The organism is Anaerosporomusa subterranea, from assembly GCF_001611555.1.
Classification (GTDB): Bacteria; Bacillota; Negativicutes; order Sporomusales; family Acetonemataceae; genus Anaerosporomusa; species Anaerosporomusa subterranea.
Genome location: NZ_LSGP01000017.1, coordinates 995,996 through 1,016,823 on the forward strand (window position 1 = coordinate 995,996; position 20,828 = coordinate 1,016,823).

The following is a 20,828-nucleotide window of genomic DNA, read 5'->3' on the forward strand; positions in this document are numbered from 1 at the left end:
GAGGGGTATAATGTTTAGTCCGGTAAAAACCAGAAAAGTATATGAAGAGATCGTAGGACAAATTAAACAATTGATCATAGATGGCAAGCTGCAACCTGGGGATAAGCTGTTGTCTGAACGTGAACTGGCTGAAAAGCTCAACGTCAGCCGTGCGTCTGTGCGCGAGGCATTTAGCGCACTGGAAATGATGGGCATCATCACAATTCGGCCGGGAGAAGGCAGTTTTGTGAGACAGGTTTCTTACGAGGGCATGCTTGAACCGCTTTCTTTTTTGTTACAGGTTGAAATTAGCGATATCACGCAGGTGCTAGAAGTCAGGAAGATTCTCGAAGTGGAAATGGCGGCTTTGGCCGCCAAACGCGCAACCCCGGAAACGCTAGACGAAATCCGTCGGTCGCTCGATTATATGAGTGAAGAACTTGAGGCCGGTGGTATCGGCGACCGGGCGGATGACGCGTTTCACTCGGCATTGGCGCAAGCGGCAGATAATCCGATTTTGGTCAAAGTCATGTCAACCATTACTGATTTAATGACAAATAGCTTTCGCGTGTCCAGGCAGAAGCTCTTTCTGATTGATCATATGTCAGACTATATTTATGATTCTCATTTACGCATTTATGAAGCTATCGCGGCCAGAGATCCCAAATTGGCGCGGTTGCGGATGCGGGATCATCTGTTGTTAGTAGAGAGAAACATGCTAGTACTGCAACAGGGCAGCATTCCCAGGCTTAATAAAACGCCAGGCCGTAGGGCGCTGCACACTCGCGCCAGCAAGAATCCCTCATAACCGTTCGGCGGGCTGAGGGATCTTGTCTTTTTAATTGTTTTTTGAAAATCGCAACGGTATAATGAGTACAGATTTATATTTACGTGAATAGTAGTAGAGCGTGTTTCAAAAAACACGCAACCATAAAAAAGGGAGGTTGTTAGAAAATGCCCAGATGCTAGGAACAGCGAGGCTTGCGCCGCGCCGCGTACATAAAGGTACGCAAGCAAGCAAACGCAGTCGTGACAACGCAGATGGGCGTTTTGTAACAGCCTCTAGTAGCGAAGTTTGGCGAAAGGACGTGAAATAGCTTGTTCAACTTGGGTATGCCGGAGCTAATTTTAATTCTGGTGATTGCGCTGGTTGTTTTTGGGCCTGGCAAGCTGCCGGATGTAGGTAAAGCCCTAGGGAAGGGTATTCAGGAATTTCGTCGTGCTACTAGCGGCGAAGTGAAAGAAGAGTCTCGCGTTGCTAGTACTGAGATCGGTGAGACCGCAAAACAAGGAACCGTGCCTGAAAAAAAGTGAGGACGATTTGATGCAACAGCCGGAACTAAATAATCAACAGCCGGTTGCTGAGATGTCAATGGTTGATCATCTCCAGGAATTACGACGTCGGCTAATTATTGCCAGTCTAGCGGTAGGCGTTGCTAGCATTGGCTGCTTTTACTTTGCCGAAGATCTGATGCGCTGGATCACCCGGCCAGCGGGCAAACTGTATTACCTAAATCCGGCTGAAGGTTTTTTCGCTTATATGAAAATTACCGTCTTTGCCGGATTTTTGTTGGCGTTGCCTGTTGTCCTTTATCAGGCGTGGGCGTTTGTCGTGCCAGCTCTGACCCGTTCAGAAAGGAAACTGGCTATCATCCTCGTGCCTGTATCAGTCGTATTATTTTTTGTTGGCTTAACTTTTTCCTATTTTCTAGTTTTGCCGGTAGCACTAAAGTTTTTCATGGGCTTTGCTAATGAAAGCCTGCAGCCGTTACTGTCCCTAGGGCAGTATCTTTCTTTCGTGCTATCAATGTTGTTGCCATTCGGCTTTATCTTTGAGTTACCGCTAATTCTTTTTGTCTTGGCCAAGCTGGGAGTGATTAGTTCCGCATTTTTGGCAGCCAAGCGCAAAATCGCGCTTTTGTTGGCGTTCGTGGCTGGCGGTGTCATATCGCCCACACCTGATTTGTTTGGACAAGTCATGCTTGCTGTGCCGCTGTTGCTACTGTACGAGAGCAGCATCTGGATGGTCAAGACTCTATTAAAAAAGTAAGGGAGGATCCGAGTGGCTTTTCAAGATTTACGGCAATTTATCGCCGCGCTCGAAGAACGCGGCTGGTTAAAACGTATATCACAAGAGGTTGACTGTAACCTGGAGATTACAGAGATTACAGACCGGGTTTCCAAGCTTTCGGGTGAGAAGAATGTTGCACTGTTGTTCGAAAATGTCAAAGGTTACACGACGCCGGTTCTTATGAATGCATTTGGCAGCATGGAACGCATGGCATTAGCGTTAGGGGTAGACTCACTTGACGATATTGCTAATGAGATTCGTCAATTGTTGAAACTCCCTTATATATCGCTGCAGAATAAACTGCAACTACTTCACATTCTGCCGCAGATGAAGCGGGCAATTAATTTTCCCCGCTATGTGAAGAATGCTCCTTGCAAAGAAGTCATCATAAAAGACAAGCCGTCCATCAATCAGTTTCCGGTTTTAAAGTGCTGGCCTGGCGATGCAGGGCGGTTTATTACTTTGCCACTGGTATTCACGAAAAATCCGGCTACTGGCAAGCGTAATGTCGGCATGTATCGGCTACAAGTATATGATGATACGACGACTGGCATGCATTGGCATATCCACAAGAATGGAGCGGACAATTTTCGCGCCTATCGGGAAAAAGGTCTTGAACGCATGGAAGTAGCTGTCGCGATTGGCGGCGATCCGGTGGTCACCTATGCCGCGACAGCGCCGTTGCCGCGCGATATCGATGAAATGGTGTTTGCCGGTTTTTTGCGTAAACAGCCTGTAGAACTGACAAAATGTGAAACCGTGGACATCGAAGTGCCAGCTCATGCCGAGATTATCCTTGAAGGCTATGTGCTGCTCGACGAGCGGCGGACCGAAGGGCCGTTTGGCGATCACACCGGTTATTACTCACTGGCAGACGAATACCCGGTATTTCATATCACATGTATCACCCACCGTAAAAATCCGATCTATCCTGCGACCATTGTTGGTAAACCGCCGATGGAGGATTGCTATTTGGCCAAAGCGACCGAACGGATTTTTCTGCCGCTTTTACAGCAAATGCAGCCGGAAATTATTGATATTAATCTGCCGCTTGAAGGGGTATTTCATAACTGTGCCGTCATTTCCATAAAAAAGACCTACCCGCAGCAAGCGAAAAAAGTGATGCATGCCATCTGGGGCATGGGTCAGATGATGTTCACGAAAATGATCATTGTCGTGGATTCGCATGTCAATGTCCAGGATCTCTCAGAAGTCTGGTGGCGAGTTTTTAACAACATTGACGCTCGCCGTGATGTTGTGTTGGCTGATGGACCGCTGGATGTGCTTGACCACTCATCCCCTATGCCCAAATGGGGAACAAAGGTTGGTATCGATGCCACCAAGACTTGGCCGGAAGAAGGCAATAGCCGTGAATGGCCGGACGAAATCACGATGTCGCCTGACGTCAAGGCACAAGTGGACGCCAAGTGGAAGGATCTGGGGCTGTGAACGGGCTCGGCAAATTAAAGGCACATCTCGATAATATTGCATTCTCACATTCTGTGTTCGCCTTGCCGTTCGCCTATATGGGGGCGGTACTTGCATCTGGCGGTTTGCCGCCTTGGCGCGATCTATTTTGGATTACGCTGGCCATGGTAGGCGCCAGAAGTTCAGCGCTGGCGATCAACAATTTAGTTGATCTGAAATATGACCGTATTCATCCTCGCTTTACCAAGCGACCGTTGGTTTCAGGGGTGATTGCTCGCTGGGAGGCTGTAACTTTTATCGTTGGCAGCCTGGCGGTATTCCTGCTGGCAGCGTCACGCCTGCATCCGGTGTGTTTGAGATTAGCTCCTCTGGCCATTGTCCCGTTCGTTATCTATCCTTATATGAAACGAATCTCCTGGACCTGTCATCTGGTTCTCGGATTGGCGCTCGCCTGTGCCCCGGTCGGAGCTTGGCTAGCCGTTCGCGGTGACATCAGTCTAGCGGCAATCGTGCTTGGGACAGCAGTAGCTATTTGGATCGCCGGCTTTGACGTCATTTACGGCTGTCTGGATGTTGATTTCGACCGAGCTCAGGGACTGCATTCGATGCCAGTACGCTTTGGAATCGATCAGGCGCTTGTTCTCGCAAAACTGATGCATAGTCTAAGCATTAGCGGGTTTATCGCAGTCGGCGTCATGTTAGGACTCGGTTGGCCCTATTTTACTGGCGTCCTATTGGCTGCAGGCGTTCTGGTTTATCAGCACACTATTGTCAGCGCGAGAAACCTGAGCGCAGTCACGCAAAAATACTTTATGCGCAATGGGCTGGTGTCAATTTTCGTCTTTTTGTTTACACTGATTAGTCTTGAGCTTCGATGAATGGAAAATGTGCCTGGTGTTAGTAAAGTGAAATCTTCTTAGCCTACTACGAGACGATGTCACAAAGGAATATTAGTAGACCACGCGTGCGACCTATGATCCATGTGCACTCTGACAATGAAGATTGGAGAGGTAAGTATGCAATATCAGATTCAAAAAAGCTGTGAGAATATTGATTGGCAGGCGGTTTGTAGGTTGCTACAGGAAGCAGGGTTGGCAACATATCCTATAGATCTGACGAGAAAGGCTTTTGATAACAGCTACTGCGTAGTATTTGTATTTGATAACAACTTGCTGATTGGGGTAGGCCGGGCGATTTCCGATGGTGCATATCAAGCGGCAATCTACGATATTGCTGTTCTTCCCACCTATCAAGGGAAAAAGGTCGGTAGACTGATTGTCGATGAAATTCACAAGGCTTTGCAAAAGATTAATATTATCTTGTATGCAAGTCCAGGAAAGGAACCCTTTTATAGTAAAATCGGCTACTGTAAAATGCTTACAGGTATGGCGAGATTTAGTAATGAAAGCGCAATGCGTGAAAAAGGGTTTATTGATTGAGTTATCTATCAACTATACGAAGTAAGACTCCCGTTTCTATAGAAGCCATTGCTTCAAGTGGGGTAGGCCCCATCTGAAGCCCCGACAATCAGCTCTGCTGAACGAGTTCACTATTGTATCCTAGAAACAGCAGGCACCCTAATGGGTGGCCTGCTCTGTTTTTATAACTAGTAGACAGAATAGTCAACAAAGTAACATAATGCGAGACATTACCATAAAATGTATTAGGCTGAGATGAAGGAGGTGTTGTGATGAACTGTTATGTTGGATATGAGGAGTATATGGATGATTACTGCCAATCTTACGGCAATTATGGAGGCTGCCTGTGCCGCAGATGTCAGCAGGGATATTACAATCATTCTTGCCTATGCCGTGTCAAATGAAGTATCGATGCAAATGTATGCGCCGTAGAGGTTGCTTTTAACGAATAAGAAAGGGGTCATGAAAACGTGCTAAGCCAATTAAAGGCCAATTTCGGTAAACGAGTCGGTCTCGAGTTGCTTAATGGCAGTAAAATTTTCGGGACAATAGTGGAAACCAATGAAAAATCATTCAGAATCGACACTGAAGAGGCGATCGTCCGCCTCATGGTTGACTCTGTTCAGATTCTTTGGGATGATCAGGAGAATTCGAGAGTGAAGCACCAGAACATCTAGGTTGGGGCTGCCGGGCTGGCGCGGCATCACTCGCTGTGGCGCCAAACGGTAATATTAGCCCCTGCTCGAAACTACTTGGATTAACTGAAGATAAAGGGAAATGCCTAGTTGGCAATGTGCATGATGGCATTGGTTATACATTACTAGAACCCTTTCAGAAACCAATCTGTCGGCAGCCGATCCGTAGCAAACACTGTATAAAACCATGTACAGGAGGCTCCTATGCAGTAAACTTTGAACAGACTGGCAATCACTTCACCCCGTCAGAAGATAGATAATCGCTTATACTGATGCTGTTGAGCATCATGCTGTCTCATCAGCGCATCGTGAAGCAATAAAGAAAACTAACTATAAGTTACAGGGTGGATAATGAGCTTGGTAAATGATTTTTCGTGCGACTTGATGCTATGATGCATCAAGTCTTTTGTTGTTTATTTTGAAATGGATAGACCTGACGCAGAGTTTTAACGGTACAAGACGAGTGAGAGATCTGTTTTTCGGTCTTATGGCTACGTGGAGTGGGTGCATCGCCATTATTTGGCACGGATATTGCTTACTGCATTATAACGGACGTATAAGTAGACTCGGGTAATTTGTTACTAAACTTTCAAAATGATAAGAGGGGGTTTGGGGATGTTCGATTTGAGGTCTTCGGAAGATCAAGAGCAAATTCGGCAAATGGTGAAAGAGTTTGTTGAAAAGGAAGTTGCACCAGGCGCTTCTGCGCGGGATGACGCAGAAGATATTGCAGCAGTCCATGAATTGCTGAAAAAAATGGGGAAATTGGGTCTTATGGGTCTCCCTTATCCGCAGGAGTATGGCGGAGCAGGTTCGGATCAAGTCACCTATGTGTTAGCTGGCATGGAAATCAATAAAGTCGACGCTTCTCTGGGCTGTGCATATTCTGTTCATATTTCGCTCGCGAGCTGGCCAATTTTCCATTATGGCAATGAAGAGCAACGCCGCAAATACTCCACGAAGATGTTCAACGGAGAATTTCTGGGCGCTTTTGGCTTAACTGAGCCTTGTGCAGGTAGCGACTCAGGTGCCAGCCAATGTACTGCAGTTCTCGATGGCGATCACTATGTACTCAATGGAACCAAATGCTTTTGTACTAATGGGGAAATCGCTGATGTGATTGTGATGTTTGCTATGACAGATAAGTCCAAGGGCACGAAGGGCATCAGTGCATTTATCGTTGAAAAAGGCACACCTGGCTTGAATTTCATTAAACGCGAAAGAAAAATGGGCATCCGGTCAACGGTTCAAAATGTTATCGAAATGCAAAATCTGCGAGTTCCCAAAGAAAACCTTCTTGGCAAAGAAGGTGATGGGTTTAAAATTGCCATGACTACATTGGACGGTGGACGGATCGGCATTGCCGCTCAAGGTGTGGGAATCGCTATAGGTGCGTATGAATACGCTCGCCAGTATGCGAAAGAAAGAATCCAGTTTGGCAAATCAATTGCAACCCAGCAAGTTATTGCTTTCAAACTGGCTGATATGTTTACAAAAATAGAAGCCGCAAAGATGCTGGCTCTGCAAGCCGCTTGGAAAAAGGATCAGCATATGCCATTTGGTACCGATGCCGCCATGGCGAAGCTTTTTGCGACAGACACCGCTATGGAAGTAACGACAGAGGCTGTTCAGGTTTTGGGCGGAACAGGATTTACCCGTGAACATCCTGTTGAACGCATGATGCGCGATGCCAAGATCACACAGATTTATGAAGGTACCAACGAAATCCAAAAGCTGGTTATCTCTGGAACGATTTTAAGGTAATTTACTGGTGCTTAGCCTTAGGCCTTATCCATTCGGGTGAGGCCTAAGGCTGGTTGCAAGCCCGATAAAAATGTGTTTCAAGAAAATAAAGCGCAAGCGGCCCTCGTATTTTGTGTGCGAGGGCCTTTACACCATTTGAGCACTAATTCAGTTTATTAGCACACGGGAGTTTACATTGCTAGCGGATCCGCCGCTAATGAGGGAGATAGGTGCCGTGAAAACTTTGGTGCTGATGCAAGAGGTATTGGCTGTAGAAGCAAGCGTGACTTTACGTGAGAATGGACAGATAGAAGACTGGGAACTGCAACACCATATTAACCCATATGATACATTTGCCTTAGAGGAAGCTTTGCAGCTTAAAGATCAATTTGGGGGGGAAGTTATAGTGGTTTCTGTTGGCAGAGCAGAATCAGAAACCACGTTGAGAAGAGCCTTGGCTCTTGGCGCAGATGGGATTACTTTGATTCTCTCGTCTAGCCAGGATGCAGTCGTTATCAGCAGGCTTCTGGCAAGAAGTATCCAAGACGAGGACGACTTTGATTTGATACTTTCCGGATGGATTTCTCCTGCTGATAATAAAGCAGAGATTCCCGGCAGACTGAGTGAATTGCTGAGAATTCCTCTGGTGAACCTGGTGACGAGATTCGAGGTTCTTGATACTACGGTCTTTTGCCGTAGAGAGGATGATGAGGTGCTGGAATGGGTTGAGGTTCCCTTGCCAGCAATGATTGCGGTAGATAAAAATATCAATGAGCCGCGTTTTCCAACTGTAAGAAATATATTACTGGCTAATCAAACGCCTATCCGGGTGATTGCGACGGTAGATGACGATAGGCAAAGTATGTGCTCGTATGTATATCAGATATCTTCGTGTAAAAGAAAAGGAATTGTGCTGGCGGGATGCACTCCCGATCAGGCGGCAAGCTTCCTGCTGACTCATTTGCTAGGGGAACGTGTTTCAAAAGACACGCAACTGTAGAAAAGTGAGGCTGTTAGAAAATGTTCAGATGCTAGGCGCGACGAGGATTACGCTACGTTGTTACCTATGCGACGTAACAGCGATTGTAGCCACCTGGTTAATTAGCATCACCGCGTACACAGGGTACGCAAGCAAGTAACCGCAGGAGTGATTGCGCAACTCTTGGCGCTTTAGCGCCGTAGTGTTGGCGGCATACCCCTTGCGGGTACAACGCAGATGGGCGTTTTGTAACAGCCTCTAGGAGAAACGGACACTGGATTCTGTCTAGGAAGTGAGTAATATGCTGAAACGGCTTTTGATAGTTCTTGAAGTCAAGAAGGGAATCGTCAAGACTCTATATCAGGAAATGGTGTATGCTTGTTGCCATTATGGCTGTAATTCTGGATATGCGGTGGGGGTTTTCCTTTACGGTGTGAGTATACCGCCGCGTTGCAGGGATGAACTTGCGAGAGCCGGGGCAGATGCAGTCTGGTATTTAGAAGATGAGAGCCTGTGCACTCATAACCCGGAGTTGATCCTCCAGCCGATTGTTGATTTGATCGGGCGGGAGTCTCCCCAGTTGGTGCTGTTAACCAATACATCTGCCGCTATGGATATTGCCCCCCGGCTAGCTGAGCGCTGTTCTTGTACGTTGCTGAGCAATGTCTGCGAGATTAAATTGTGTCAACAACCGCCATCCTTTACCCGTACGGTGTATGAGGGGAGGTTGTTGGAGACTTGCAGCCTCAAACTGCCGCTTACTGTTGCGACAGCTAGTCCGAATGCGATTCCGGTAGTTGCCAAAGTGAATTTACAGATCGGAAATATTGACCGGTCTATTGCTATCAGAAAGGTATCAGGCTTTCATACTGAGGAATTGACGTATCGGGTTCGGGAGACGATTACAAAATGTAATCAGATAAAGCCTCTTACGGAAGCGGATATTATTGTGAGCGGTGGTAAGGGCCTGAACAAGGCAGAAGATTTTGCCTTGCTGGACGAGTTAGCTCAAGTGCTGGGAGGCGCGGTGGGCGTATCAAGACCCGTAGTGGACTGCGGCTGGAGGCCGTATCAATGCCAAGTAGGACAAACGGGGACGAGAGTTAAACCCAAGGTGTATATTGCTTGTGGAATTTCTGGTGCTATGCAGCATATAATCGGGATGTCCGACTCGCGAATCGTCATTGCTATTAATCGAGATCCTGAGGCCCCTATTTTTCAATACGCTGACTATGGAGTGGTTGGTGATCTTTATGAAATACTTCCTATTTTCACATCAAAATTGCAAAGCGCACTGAATCTCTAGGTATCATAGAGCGACTTGACTGTTTTAAATATTTTAATTAAATTTCCTACTAAAGCAGTCAATTCCAATTTATGGTATAATTAGTAAACGTATACAGCAAGGTGAGAAAGGGGTGTTTCTTATTAATATCAGCCATTTTGATATTATACGGAATATTCTCCTTTATGAAGGGGATTCAGTGGAAGTAGCGTTGGAATGCGGAAGGGGATTACCCTATTGTTCTCTTCCTGTTGTAAGTACTAGCGGCTACTTTATTGGTTTGATCAGCATAAGAGCTCTTCTTCGTGAAAAGCCTACAGCTGAGAAGCGTTCGCTGGCGGCATACATAAAAAAAGTAACCGCCTTTTCAATTCATGATAATCCGCTTTCTTACCAGTGGCAGGGAAGTGAAGATATATTGCCAATTACGGATGAAAACAATCAATACATCGGATTTGTTTCTATGCACGAGTTTTACCGTATTCTTAACACTGAATACAAAAGTATGGCTGCTGAATATAGTCAGATCCTTAACTCGACCTATAATGGCATCATTGTCATCAACACCGAGGGCCAGATTGTTATCTACAATTCGGCGGCAGAACGAATCTTAGGCAAGAGCCGCGCGGAGATATACGGCAAGCATATGTCGGTTATTACCGATGATGGGGGCTTGATGGAAACCTTAGAAACCGGTCAACCATCTGTCGGTGTGAAGACTTTGCTTAATGGCTATAGCATTATTACCAATAGAACTCCGCTAATGGATGACGCCGGACACGTTGTCGGCGCTATGGGTGTATTTATTGATGTTTCTGATCTGGATCGAGTCAGTTTGGAACTGCAAGTGAATAAAGCACTTGCAAGTGAATTGAATGCGATCATTGAATCCTCGTATGACGGATTATATATCGCAGATAGAGAAGGAAAAGTTATTCGGGTGAATTCCTCCTGGGAAAAAATCTGTGGCTTCTCACGTCAGGAAATATTGGGTAAGACAGCGAAAGAGTTGGTAACAATGGGGCTTTATGATAACTCAGCTGCTTTGCTTGCTTTAGAAAAAAGAGAGACATCCACAGTGATGCTGGAAATTACTTCAGGCCCTAAGAAAGGTCAGAGAATTATCGCCACAGGGACGCCAGTATTTGCTGAAAGTGGAGACTTGGATTTGGTAGTTGTCAATGTCAGAGATATCACTGCGCTTGAACATTTGAAGGCTCAACTGGATGAAACCAGAGAGCTAAGTAGAAGGTATGCAAATGAGCTGAATGAAATCCGCCTCCAATGCAATAAATTTGATGATATTGTTGTCAAGAGCCGAGCGATGCAGAAAGTGATTGAAATGGTTATCCGTGTTTCACAAGTGGATTCCACCATTATCATCACAGGTGAGTCTGGCGTGGGTAAAGAAGTCATTGCCCAAAAAATTCACTTATTAAGTAACCGAAAAGACCATTCGCTAATAAAAATTAATTGTGGCGCGATCCCGGAGAATCTCCTGGAATCCGAACTGTTCGGCTACGAAGGCGGTGCATTTACAGGAGCCAGAAAAGATGGAAAGATCGGCATGTTTGAATTGGCCTCTGGCGGTACGTTGCTATTGGATGAAATCGGCGATTTGTCATTAAATCTTCAAGTTAAGCTATTGCGAGTATTGCAGGAAAGGGAGATTGTACGAGTCGGGGGAATTAAGACAATAAAAATTGATACAAGGATCATAGCTGCAACTAATAAAGATTTGGTCCTGATGGTTAGACAAGGCAGCTTTCGCGAAGACCTATTCTACCGCCTCAATGTGGTCAATATTAAAATACCTCCCCTTCGCAATCGAAAGGAAGATTTGCCGCCGCTGATTAATATGATTTTACACCGATTGAATACAAAATATCATCGCAAAAAACATCTTTCATCCTCAGTGATAGAACGGTTGTATTTATATGACTGGCCTGGGAATATCAGAGAACTCGAAAATACCTTGGAAAGGGTAATTGTATTGGCTTATGAAGATGTTATCCAACTAGAACATTTGCCTGACTTTTTGCAGAACAATGAGATAAAGATTGCTCCTGTCATCTTAAAGAATATTGTTCCTCTGAAGACTGCGATTGAAGAAACAGAATGTCAATTATTGAAAAAAGCGTTGAAAGAATATGGGACTACCCGCAAGGTGGCGAAGGTTCTGGAGGTTAACCAATCCACTATCGTTCGTAAAATGCAACAGTATCATATCGATAAGGATGATGCAGAAGAGCATCAGGAGGATGCGTATGCACATCTCTTGCGAATATAGTGCTTTGTCCGGAGTTTTGCTTAGGCTTCTTCTTGGCGTGATGCAAAATTCAATCAGCAGTCGTCAAATGCGGTAATCGGACGTTAGTAAACTCGACTTATTTAAGTCGAGTTTTATTTTTTTCACTGACGAAAATCAGCAGAGTTCTGAAGTAATGCGTTGTCAGGTCTGATTTTTTACTTTTCGAAGAGTGACGGCGGTGGTTGGCACAGTAATTGCAACTTTGGTTTGTAGGAATAAGGATTTCAGAAAGGAGAGGACTTATGGAAAGATGGCAAAGTATGTATCAGGAAAAGCTTGCTAATGCTGAAACTGTGGTCAAGGCGGTCTGCTCTGATGCCATTTGTGCTTCTACCTGCGCATTGGGTGAGCCGGTGGGATTGGCCAGTGCTTTGGCAGAACGAGTTGACAGAGAAGGGCTGACCGGAGTAACGCATCATCTGTTATTAACTTTGCAAAATCTCAAGTATTTAGCCCCGGACATGGCTGGTAAGATGAGCCATGTAGCTTGGTTTACCAGCGGCTTTGCTCGTAAGGCGGTTCAAGAAGGTAGAGCGGGTTTTATGCCTTGCAATTACAAAGATGCGCCTATGCTTTGGCGCGAATTGGTGCAGGCAGATGTGTTTTACGCGACAGTGTCGCCAATGGATAAACATGGGTGGTTTAGCTTTGGCGTTTCGGCCAGTGTAGCCAGAGCACAGATGTCACGGGCAAAAAAAATATTCTTAGAAGTCAATTCGTTTATGCCGCGAACTCATGGTTCACAGATCGTACATATTTCTGAAGTTGACGCTGTTTTCGAAAACAATCGTCCGTTATTTGAATTGCCGGATGGTCCGCTTACAGAGCAAGACAAAATGATTGGCAACTATATTGCGGATCTGATTCCAAATGGTGCGACAATACAGCTTGGCATAGGTGGAATGCCAAATGCTGTGGCGCAGGCTCTGCGGGTAAAACGAGATTTGGGCATTCACAGTGAAATGTTTACCGAAGGAATGGTTGACCTCATCGAAGCCGGAGTAGTTACCAACCGAAATAAACAAATCAACACGAATAAAGCGGTCGCGTCTTTTGCTGTTGGCACTAAACGGATGTATGACTTCCTGGATGATAATCCAGCGGTAGAATTTCATGCCATTGATTATGTGAATGATCCTAATATTATTGGACAGCATGATAATTTTGTGTCTATTAACGCGACTCTGGAGGTCGATCTCGTCGGCCAAGCCTGTTCAGAATCATTAGGACCACTGCAATTCAGCGGAACAGGCGGGCAGGTTGATTTTGTGCGTGGCGCAGGGTTGTCGAAGGGGGGCCAGTCGTTTTTAGCAATGTACTCTACCGCTAAACATGACACCATCAGCAAAATTAAAGCCGTGTTGACAGAAGGCTCACATGTAACTTGCTCCAAAAATGATATTGACTGTGTTGTGACTGAGTATGGTGTTTCCAAATTGAAAGGCAAAACAGCCTCGCAACGGGCAATGGCTTTAATTGCTATCGCCCATCCAAAGTTCCGCGAGGAATTATTGTTCTCGGCTAAAAAACTGTGTCTGATCCCATAAGCGTGGGTAATACGGACGATATTTAAAGGAGTGAAAGAAAATGGCGTTAATGAATGGTGAACAATATCGGGAAAGCTTGAGGAAATTGCGGCCTAATATTTACAAATATGATGAGCTGATAGAGGATGTTACGAGTCATCCGGCTACCAAACTGCATGTTGATTCTGTAGCCCATTCGTATGACATGTCATTTGATCCGGAGAAAGGGAAAATCTATACCGCGGTATCGCATCTAAGCGGCCAAAAAGCGCATCGCTGGAACACGCTGAATCAGACGGTATTTGATCAAGTAGGAAATTCCGATATGAAGCGCGACCAATTCCGGTGGTCAGGGACCTGCCAAGGCGCAACCTGCGCCGGCTGGACGGGTCTGAATGTGCTGTGGGCTGTGACGTATGACATGGATAAAGAACTCGGCACGAACTATCATGAGCGCTTGAAAAAGTACTTTCAATACGTGGAAGACAATGCCCTGGCCCTGGCGGGAGCGATTACTGATGCCAAAGGAAACCGTGCTTTGAAGCCCTCACAGCAAAAGAACAAAGATACTAACCTTCACATCAAAGAAATCCGTGAAGACGGGATTGTAATCCGGGGCTATAAGATTCAGATCTGCGGCGTGGCGGCGGCGCATGAAATTATTGCGGTTCCGGGCAGCGGCTATGGTGAAGAAGATAAGGATTTCTGTCTGGCAGTGGCTGTTCCCAGAGATGTAGCGGGTTTAACGATTGTGGAAACCCGCCGTCCCAGTGACAGCCGTGCTGAGGAAGAGGGCTGGGATTCCCCGAAAGTCGGCATTATTACGCAAGCCTATCTGTTATTTGATGATGTGTTCGTTCCCAATGACCGTGTGTTTATGTGCGGCGAGTTCAAGTATAGCGGCAAGATTATCGGCAATTTTGCAGCCGTGTATCGTGCGGCAATTGGCGCCTGTGTCGCCGGGCAGGGAGATGTCATGTGCGGCGCTGCTATCAACATGGCGCGAGCTAATGGTCTGTCCTCCAAGACTTTTCAGGATAAGCTGAATCAAATGGCCATTAATAATGAAATAACCTATGGAATAGGCCTTGGCGCGATGTTAAAAGGAAAACAGCATGGATCTGGTCTATTTGTCCCGGATGCTTTGCTGGCCCATGTCAACAAGACTCAGGTGGCGAAGCTTCCTTATGAGACTAAGGTGATTGCTCAGGACATCAGCGGTGGCATTGCAGAAACAGGCTGTATGCCAACTTATCAGGACTTCCAGTCTGATCTCTACGGCAAACAGCTCCTGGAATGCCTAGAAGCAGGCACTGACGGTGAATCTCGTGTGCGTGCTGCCCGTTTAGTCGAGTGGCTCACAGTGGGTGGCGGTGTACCGGGATGTATGCATGGCGGTGGATCTCCCGACGGAGCCAAACTTGTTGTAAGAGCGCTATCACAATGGGAAAAATATGCTGAGGATGCTAAGCGTATCGCCGGCATAACTGGCGAAATAGCAGAACCGCCCAAAAAGAAATAAGGTTTAGATTGTATTCGGCCTTTCACCTTCGGGGAGAGGACCGTAATCTCTGGGGGTCCCTGCCTTTTGCAGGCGGGGACCCAACAGAGAAATCTGCAAATTCACTTTGAAGGGGGATGTAAATGGAACCGACAATTCAGGAACGTGCGAACAAAATGCTGCGGTACCGTTGGATCTGTTTAGCGACTCTGTGGTTGGTCTATTTTTTTGTTTACTTTGACCGAGTTGCCCCTGCTGTTGTTGCCCCCGAGCTAATGAAGACGTTTAATATCAGCGCCACAAGTCTTGGTCTGCTGTCCGCAGCCTATTTTTACCCTTACGCCGCTATGCAGATTCCTTCGGGTGTGTTGGCCGATTTTCTCGGGCCGCGGCTAGCGGTAACTATCTTTTTTGTTGTTGCCGGTATCGGCACAGCGCTATTCGGTATTGCTTCAAGCTACGAATGGGCACTGGTAGGCCGGGTTATGATGGGGGTCGGCGTAGCTGTTGTCTATATTCCTATCATGAAAATCCAGGCTCAATGGTTCAGGCATTACGAATTCGCCACACTGACAGGAATTTTGCTGACTGTTGGCAATATCGGAGCATTAGGCGCAGCAGGTCCGCTCGCGCAGTTTGTTGCCCTGACCGGTTGGCGTGAGGCGTTTTATTATTTGGGAGCCATTAGTATTGGCCTCGCTGCGTTAACGTTTTTCTTGGTTCGCGACAAACCGGAGGATATGGGATATCCTACTATCAATGAAATTGACAATATAAAAGTTGATATTACCCAGACAGCGAAGGACGACGGCATTAAACTAAGAGAAGCGATTAAAATAGCAGTTACCAACCGGAACTTCCCTTGGCTGGCCGTGTATGCATTCTTTGTGTATGGTCCAATGATGGGATTCCAAGGGTTATGGGCGGTTCCTTATATGATGGATATTTTAGGATTTAGCAAGCAAGTTGCCAGCAATGTTCTTTCCTGGTGGGCTGTTGGGATGGTTGTCGGCTGTCCGCTTTCAGGCATTATTTCCGACCGTGTGATGCAGAGCCGGAAAAAGGTTGTTATTCCCGGAGCGATTGTCTATACATTAGGGTGGTTATATATATCTCTTAGTCCGCAAGGATGGAGCCCGGTAACAATGTCTATATTCTGTTTCATCATGGGTGCTTTTGGTGGTGCATACATCACTAATTATGCGCATCTGAGCGAGCGTTTGCCACGTAAAGTAGTAGGAACAGCAATAGGAGTCTTTAATCTGTTCTATTTTGTCGGCGGTGCTTTCTTCCAGCAATTTATGGGAACAATGCTGGACGGGTATGGCAAAGTGGCTGGTAAGTTCCCGGTGGAAGCCTATACTGCGACATTCTGGCTGTGTTTCGGTGGAATGGTTGTTGGTACAGCAGCTTTATTTTTTACCGTTGAAACATATATCAAGATTGATAAACCGGTGAAACCGGCCAGCCAGACTATTAAAGCATAAGACTGTTTGAGAGCGGTAAATGAAAAGTTTCTTATAGCAGACAAGTAAGAGCCCTCGGAATACAAGGGCTATTACTTGTCTTGAATTATTGCTTTTGATTATTAGCGGATTTGATTTATGGCAAGGAAAGGTCCATCCTTCCGTGTTAATCCCCACGTATTATCCGTAACACTCAAACATAAGTCCTGTGTTTATTCGCCGACTAAAAACGTAAAGCGCCATTTACCAATGAGGCCTGTTTTACTGTAGTAGTCTAGATATTCTGGGAAGGTTGCCAATAAGAGATCTTCCTCTCGCTTAAATCTCATTACCAATAGGACGATATGCCCGATCGATATGGCAAGCATTGGCCAGGAAGGAAACATCATCATGTTGGCAATAGCCCAGACGATATAGCACATATATAAGGGGTGCCGCGAATACTTATAAACGCCGCGGGCAACTACACTGTGGGCTTCAGGAATAATTGTTAGACAATCTTTGAGACATAAAAGTGCCCATAGTATAAAGGGATAAGGCAAGAGGGCAATGACTTTTCCCAGGTCGTGTAGCACTATTTGCCCTGGGAATTGTAATACGGGATAGTTGATTACTAATGCGCTAAGACAAAAGACCAAAGAAGCACTCACGCTAATCAATATGGTTGAAGTACTCGTGTCGGCACGCTTAGGCTCGCGTAGCATGCTTTTAGTCAAAAAGTAAATATCAAGCAGCGTAATTAGCAAAGCCGGTATCCCCCAAAGCCAATACTCGCTAGAGGTAGAGAACGACATAAGACGGCTTACGATTAATAATAAGGAATATAAGGTGATAATTCCGTTGGCAATAATACGTATGGTTTTTAATGACATATATTCATTGTCCCCATTTCCGCTCTGATTGAGATCATATTAGCACATTATAACGATTATTGTAAATAATTAGATATTTGGACTGTGTGAGTCTATACGCGGCAGGGGTTGCTCCGGAAAAGATTAAGGAGGTATTGCGAGTTGGCGAAGAATGAGGAACCATGAGTTGTGACGAAGAGTTGGATTTGGACAAGACTATTCGACCGGCTCATCATGAGAGGAGGCTTTGGTATGATGAAGCGGAGAATAGATTAATGTACTTCAGTGCTTGACAATCCTTAACATAAATCATAAAATATAGTCTATAAGCTGACTGGAAAACCAGAGGCGGATGGCGTGGGACGCTATACGTCTCTTTTGTTTTAAATGTAGAAGAAATGAAATTTCAGAGGAGGAAAATTCTTGAAAAAAGTAGTTGCTTTGTGTCTCGCTTTTTTTGTTGCCGCATTGATCGGTGGCTGCGGGACAACTGATAGTACGAAAAAGGAAGACAAGGTAATCAAGGTTGGCGTTACATCTGGTCCACATGCCGAAATTATGGAGCAGGTGAAAAAAGTTGCAGAAAAACAAGGTTTAAAAATTCAACTCGTTGAATTTAATGACTATGTCCAGCCTAATGCCGCGTTGGATCAAGGGGAAATTGATGCCAATGCTTATCAGCATCAGCCGTTTCTTGACAATCACGTCAAGGACCGGGGCTATAAATTGGTGTCTGTTGCCAAAACTGTTATTCTTCCCATGGGGATTTATTCCTCCAAGGTGAAAAATTTGGCTGACCTTAAGGACGGAGCAATTATAGCTGTACCTAATGACCCGACAAATGGGGGCAGGGCACTTTTACTGCTGGACAAGACCGGATTGATCAAGTTGAAACCTGGTGTTGGTATACTGGCAACTGCCCTGGATATTGTTGAAAATCCAAAAAAACTACAAATCAAGGAATTAGAAGCGGCGCAAATTCCCCGCTCAATGGCTGATGTTGATATTGCCGCCATCAATACAAGCTATGCACTGAAAGCTGGTCTGGTTCCTACCCGGGACGGCCTGGCTGTCGAAGATTCCAGTTCGCCATATACCAACGTGATTGCTGTTCGTCAAAAGGACAAAGACAATCCTATGTTTCAAAAACTAATCAAAGCTTATCATTCAGAAGAAGTTAAGAAATTCTTAGTAGAGCATTTTAAGGGTTCGGTTTTGCCGACTTGGTAACGGCTGATTTCGACTAATTCGACATTGCAATAATTCTATAACGAAGTAACAAAGCCTTGATTGGGGGGGCAGAAACAATTCCGCCCCCCATCAAGGGCTTTTCGCATTTTACTGCTCGGCGCTGCAATAGTCTTGAAGCTGCTCTAATCGAGATACTTGAAGGGGAAGCATTATGAAAAAAATTTGGGTAGACAAGGAAAAATGTTTGGGCTGTAAGTCCTGCGAATTGCAGTGCGCGATCGAGCGGGACTCTGTTAGCAGAACGTTATTGGGAGCCGCTCAGGAAACGCCTAAACCAATCGCGCGGGTTGGCGTGCATGGCAGCACAGGGGCAAGTTTTCCTATCCAATGCCGACATTGTCAGGATGCGGCTTGTTTAAGGGCGTGTCCATCAGGCGCTATCCAGCGCGATGAAGCAGAGGGCGTTGTATTTATTGAGCAGGCGCGGTGCCGTGGATGCTGGATGTGCGTTATGTCCTGCCCTTTCGGTGCTATCGTTCCGGCTGGAGCTTACAAAGTGGCGGTCAAATGCGATGCCTGTCTACATATGGAAGAGCCAGCCTGTGTTAACTCATGTCCCACAGGTGCGATGATCTATGGCGAAGATATGGATTTTCGCAAGGTGCTGCTTGAAAAACGTGGGCGTTTAGCCGTATTTGCCTGCCAGCGACCGGGGTCGGATGCCAGTGTAATTAGCCTTGATATTGTAGGAGAGGATAGAAAGCCATGAAGCAAGTACAAAAAAAGTCAATCGATAAGGCTGTAACCCAAACGCTGCTAGCGGCCCGCCACCGTCGGATTCCTCTTGCCTGGGATCGCGCTGAGACGCAGCAGCCGCAATGCGGCTTCGGCAGATTGGCTATCTGTTGTAATGATTGCCAGGAAGGCCCTTGCCGCGTGAATCCGTTTGGTGATGCCGGCCAGAGTACCATCTGCGGACGGGAAAGGAATGACCTGGTAAGTAGATATTTATTGAATAAAGCGGCTGATGGAGCGCTTGCGCTGGCGAAACTCGCTGATGAATACGGCGGTGTTAGCAATGAACTGCTGAGAAGCATCTTGATTGCTGATGATGAAATGCTGCTTTCCAGGAACTATGATGAGCGTCTTATCATGATAGGTCAGGACACAGCCGAAATTCTCGCGACAATTTGCCAATCCAAACACAGTATATTTGGCAACTGGCAGCCGGGTATCACTGAGACTAATTTGGGAATATTGCAAGCTGACGCAATAAACATTGTTTTGCATGGGCATGTTCCTTCAAGAGTAGTGGCAGGCATAAAAGCTGCAGCCGAGGGGTTGCAATCTCCGGTTGTTTTTGGCTCTATTTGTAGCAATGAATGGAACGGCGGATTTAGTATACCGGCATTGACAAACTACGATTCTCAAGAAACGCCGTTACTGACCGGCGCCGTGGATTTGTTGATAGTTGGCAGTCAATGTGTAATGCCGGCTGTTGTCAAGTTGGCAGACAATATGGGGGTAGCGGTGTCTAGCGCGGCGGCACTGAAAGATTTTGCCGATTATGCGGCTATAGCAGATAGGGCGCAAAATGCCTTTAAACGCAGAGTAAACAAACCCCCCGTCATCCCGGCAGTTAAAGCTCGAGTCGATGCTGGCTATACTGCGGACAATACCGCAGGGCTATTCGAACTACTGACTGAAGGACACGCTGGCGAGAAGATAAAAGGAGTTGTTTATCTGGGAGGCTGCGGCAGCATTACCAACACGCAGGATTCGCAGCCGGTTGCTCTTGCGACTGCTTTTATCGAAGCAGGTTATCTGATTGTATCGTCCGGTTGCGCAGGCGTTGCCTTGGCAAAAGCGGGAATGTGCCAGCCGGATTGGAATGATGGTCAGTACAAGTTGAAAAGTGTATTGCCAGATGGAATTCCGCCTGTTATCAATGTTGGCTCATGTCAGGACGCCGGGGAATTCCTAAGAATGGCCAAATGCCTAAAGCAAAACAATATACCACTAGCGGCTATTTTCCCTGAGGTCAATCACAATAAAGTGCTGGCAACCGCGATTAGTTTCGCTGTCGCCGGTATTGACTCATGGATGGGTTTTGATCCTGTTTTTGCCGACAGTGCGACCACCGAGTGGCTGAATACAGAACTATTCGCCAAAGTCGGCGCACGGGTTATGCCGCTGGCAGAACCGGCGGAAATGCTGCAGATTCTGGCCGAAACAGCTAGCAATAAGAGTCTGTTGCAAAAGCAACAGACTTCCAACGAGTAACGAGACTAGTTGAAAAAGCTTCAGATGCTAGGAACAGCGAGGCTTGCGCGGCGCCGCGTACATAAGGGTACGCAAGCAAGCAAACGCAGTCGTGACGACGT

19 protein-coding genes are annotated in these 20,828 nt (G+C 46.2%); 18 read left to right on the forward strand and 1 reads right to left on the reverse strand.

Going from position 1 to position 20,828, the window contains the following annotated elements; genetic code table 11:
* Positions 1-10: 10 nt before the first annotated feature.
* The 15 genes from AXX12_RS12125 (at position 11) to AXX12_RS12190 (ending at position 16,423) form a co-directional block, all read left to right on the forward strand.
* The gene (locus AXX12_RS12125; protein WP_066242801.1) at positions 11-787 is read left to right on the forward strand and encodes a FadR/GntR family transcriptional regulator; all 777 of its coding nucleotides are present in this window, start codon (positions 11-13) and stop codon (positions 785-787) included.
* Between the two features lie 290 nt (positions 788-1,077).
* On the forward strand, positions 1,078-1,293 hold the full coding sequence (gene tatA / locus AXX12_RS12130; RefSeq protein ID WP_066242803.1) for a twin-arginine translocase TatA/TatE family subunit: 216 nt from the start codon (positions 1,078-1,080) through the stop codon (positions 1,291-1,293).
* A gap of 10 nt (positions 1,294-1,303) precedes the next feature.
* Complete coding sequence (gene tatC / locus AXX12_RS12135) at positions 1,304-2,029, forward strand: twin-arginine translocase subunit TatC (protein ID WP_066242806.1); 726 nt, start codon at positions 1,304-1,306, stop codon at positions 2,027-2,029.
* A gap of 12 nt (positions 2,030-2,041) precedes the next feature.
* Positions 2,042-3,499, forward strand: a complete 1,458-nt coding sequence (locus tag AXX12_RS12140; protein WP_066242809.1) for a menaquinone biosynthesis decarboxylase — start codon at positions 2,042-2,044, stop codon at positions 3,497-3,499.
* A complete protein-coding gene (locus tag AXX12_RS12145) occupies positions 3,478-4,356 on the forward strand; it encodes a UbiA-like polyprenyltransferase (RefSeq protein WP_231881873.1) in 879 nt (292 codons plus the stop codon). The genes AXX12_RS12140 and AXX12_RS12145 overlap by 22 nt, the downstream gene beginning before the upstream one ends.
* A 138-nt stretch (positions 4,357-4,494) precedes the next feature.
* Positions 4,495-4,917, forward strand: coding sequence for a GNAT family N-acetyltransferase (locus tag AXX12_RS12150; RefSeq protein ID WP_066242810.1), 423 nt, complete (start codon positions 4,495-4,497; stop codon positions 4,915-4,917).
* A gap of 285 nt (positions 4,918-5,202) precedes the next feature.
* Positions 5,203-5,328 (forward strand): hypothetical protein, encoded by a 126-nt coding sequence (locus tag AXX12_RS20020; RefSeq protein WP_269448402.1) that lies wholly within the window; start codon positions 5,203-5,205, stop codon positions 5,326-5,328.
* 38 nt (positions 5,329-5,366) lie between these two features.
* The gene (locus AXX12_RS12155; RefSeq protein ID WP_066242813.1) at positions 5,367-5,573 is read left to right on the forward strand and encodes a hypothetical protein; all 207 of its coding nucleotides are present in this window, start codon (positions 5,367-5,369) and stop codon (positions 5,571-5,573) included.
* Between the two features lie 633 nt (positions 5,574-6,206).
* Positions 6,207-7,355, forward strand: coding sequence for an acyl-CoA dehydrogenase family protein (locus AXX12_RS12160; protein ID WP_066242816.1), 1,149 nt, complete (start codon positions 6,207-6,209; stop codon positions 7,353-7,355).
* A 214-nt stretch (positions 7,356-7,569) separates the two neighbouring features.
* Entirely contained in the window at positions 7,570-8,334 is a 765-nt protein-coding gene (locus tag AXX12_RS12165) for an electron transfer flavoprotein subunit beta/FixA family protein (protein ID WP_066242817.1), read from the forward strand.
* Positions 8,335-8,614: 280 nt separating this feature from the next.
* On the forward strand, positions 8,615-9,619 hold the full coding sequence (locus AXX12_RS12170; RefSeq protein ID WP_066242823.1) for an electron transfer flavoprotein subunit alpha/FixB family protein: 1,005 nt from the start codon (positions 8,615-8,617) through the stop codon (positions 9,617-9,619).
* A 178-nt stretch (positions 9,620-9,797) separates the two neighbouring features.
* Entirely contained in the window at positions 9,798-11,888 is a 2,091-nt protein-coding gene (locus tag AXX12_RS12175; RefSeq protein ID WP_156478646.1) for a sigma 54-interacting transcriptional regulator, read from the forward strand.
* A 263-nt stretch (positions 11,889-12,151) separates the two neighbouring features.
* Positions 12,152-13,456: an acetyl-CoA hydrolase/transferase family protein gene (locus AXX12_RS12180; RefSeq protein WP_066242830.1), complete on the forward strand. Its 1,305-nt coding sequence runs from the start codon at positions 12,152-12,154 to the stop codon at positions 13,454-13,456.
* A 40-nt stretch (positions 13,457-13,496) separates the two neighbouring features.
* Positions 13,497-14,957: a 4-hydroxyphenylacetate 3-hydroxylase N-terminal domain-containing protein gene (locus tag AXX12_RS12185; RefSeq protein ID WP_066242833.1), complete on the forward strand. Its 1,461-nt coding sequence runs from the start codon at positions 13,497-13,499 to the stop codon at positions 14,955-14,957.
* Positions 14,958-15,079: 122 nt separating this feature from the next.
* Positions 15,080-16,423, forward strand: coding sequence for an MFS transporter (locus AXX12_RS12190; protein ID WP_066242836.1), 1,344 nt, complete (start codon positions 15,080-15,082; stop codon positions 16,421-16,423).
* Positions 16,424-16,614: 191 nt separating this feature from the next.
* Here the strand turns inward: AXX12_RS12190 and AXX12_RS12195 are convergent, their stop codons facing one another.
* Positions 16,615-17,274 carry a methyltransferase family protein gene (locus AXX12_RS12195; RefSeq protein WP_082816827.1) on the reverse strand — a complete coding sequence of 220 codons (660 nt, stop codon included), beginning with the start codon at positions 17,272-17,274 and terminating at the stop codon, positions 16,615-16,617.
* Positions 17,275-17,721: 447 nt separating this feature from the next.
* Here AXX12_RS12195 and AXX12_RS12200 point away from each other — a divergent pair, with 447 nt between their 5' ends.
* The 3 genes from AXX12_RS12200 (at position 17,722) to AXX12_RS12210 (ending at position 20,727) form a co-directional block, all read left to right on the forward strand.
* Positions 17,722-18,483, forward strand: a complete 762-nt coding sequence (locus tag AXX12_RS12200) for a MetQ/NlpA family ABC transporter substrate-binding protein (RefSeq protein WP_269448404.1) — start codon at positions 17,722-17,724, stop codon at positions 18,481-18,483.
* Between the two features lie 172 nt (positions 18,484-18,655).
* Positions 18,656-19,213 carry a 4Fe-4S dicluster domain-containing protein gene (locus tag AXX12_RS12205; RefSeq protein WP_066242844.1) on the forward strand — a complete coding sequence of 186 codons (558 nt, stop codon included), beginning with the start codon at positions 18,656-18,658 and terminating at the stop codon, positions 19,211-19,213.
* Positions 19,210-20,727 carry an anaerobic carbon-monoxide dehydrogenase catalytic subunit gene (locus tag AXX12_RS12210; protein ID WP_066242847.1) on the forward strand — a complete coding sequence of 506 codons (1,518 nt, stop codon included), beginning with the start codon at positions 19,210-19,212 and terminating at the stop codon, positions 20,725-20,727. The genes AXX12_RS12205 and AXX12_RS12210 overlap by 4 nt, the downstream gene beginning before the upstream one ends.
* Positions 20,728-20,828 lie beyond the last annotated feature (101 nt).

Bases quoted from the DNA above. Each gene is read 5' to 3' on its own strand.
- AXX12_RS12125 (WP_066242801.1), top strand. From the start codon at position 11: ATGTTTAGTCCGGTAAAAACCAGAAAAGTATATGAAGAGATCGTAGGA.
- tatC (WP_066242806.1), top strand. From the start codon at position 1,304: ATGCAACAGCCGGAACTAAATAATCAACAGCCGGTTGCTGAGATGTCA.
- AXX12_RS12150 (WP_066242810.1), top strand. From the start codon at position 4,495: ATGCAATATCAGATTCAAAAAAGCTGTGAGAATATTGATTGGCAGGCG.
- AXX12_RS20020 (WP_269448402.1), top strand. From the start codon at position 5,203: ATGATTACTGCCAATCTTACGGCAATTATGGAGGCTGCCTGTGCCGCA.
- AXX12_RS12160 (WP_066242816.1), top strand. From the start codon at position 6,207: ATGTTCGATTTGAGGTCTTCGGAAGATCAAGAGCAAATTCGGCAAATG.
- AXX12_RS12170 (WP_066242823.1), top strand. From the start codon at position 8,615: ATGCTGAAACGGCTTTTGATAGTTCTTGAAGTCAAGAAGGGAATCGTC.
- AXX12_RS12180 (WP_066242830.1), top strand. From the start codon at position 12,152: ATGGAAAGATGGCAAAGTATGTATCAGGAAAAGCTTGCTAATGCTGAA.
- AXX12_RS12185 (WP_066242833.1), top strand. From the start codon at position 13,497: ATGGCGTTAATGAATGGTGAACAATATCGGGAAAGCTTGAGGAAATTG.
- AXX12_RS12190 (WP_066242836.1), top strand. From the start codon at position 15,080: ATGGAACCGACAATTCAGGAACGTGCGAACAAAATGCTGCGGTACCGT.
- AXX12_RS12195 (WP_082816827.1), bottom strand. From the start codon at position 17,274: ATGTCATTAAAAACCATACGTATTATTGCCAACGGAATTATCACCTTA.
- AXX12_RS12205 (WP_066242844.1), top strand. From the start codon at position 18,656: ATGAAAAAAATTTGGGTAGACAAGGAAAAATGTTTGGGCTGTAAGTCC.
- AXX12_RS12210 (WP_066242847.1), top strand. From the start codon at position 19,210: ATGAAGCAAGTACAAAAAAAGTCAATCGATAAGGCTGTAACCCAAACG.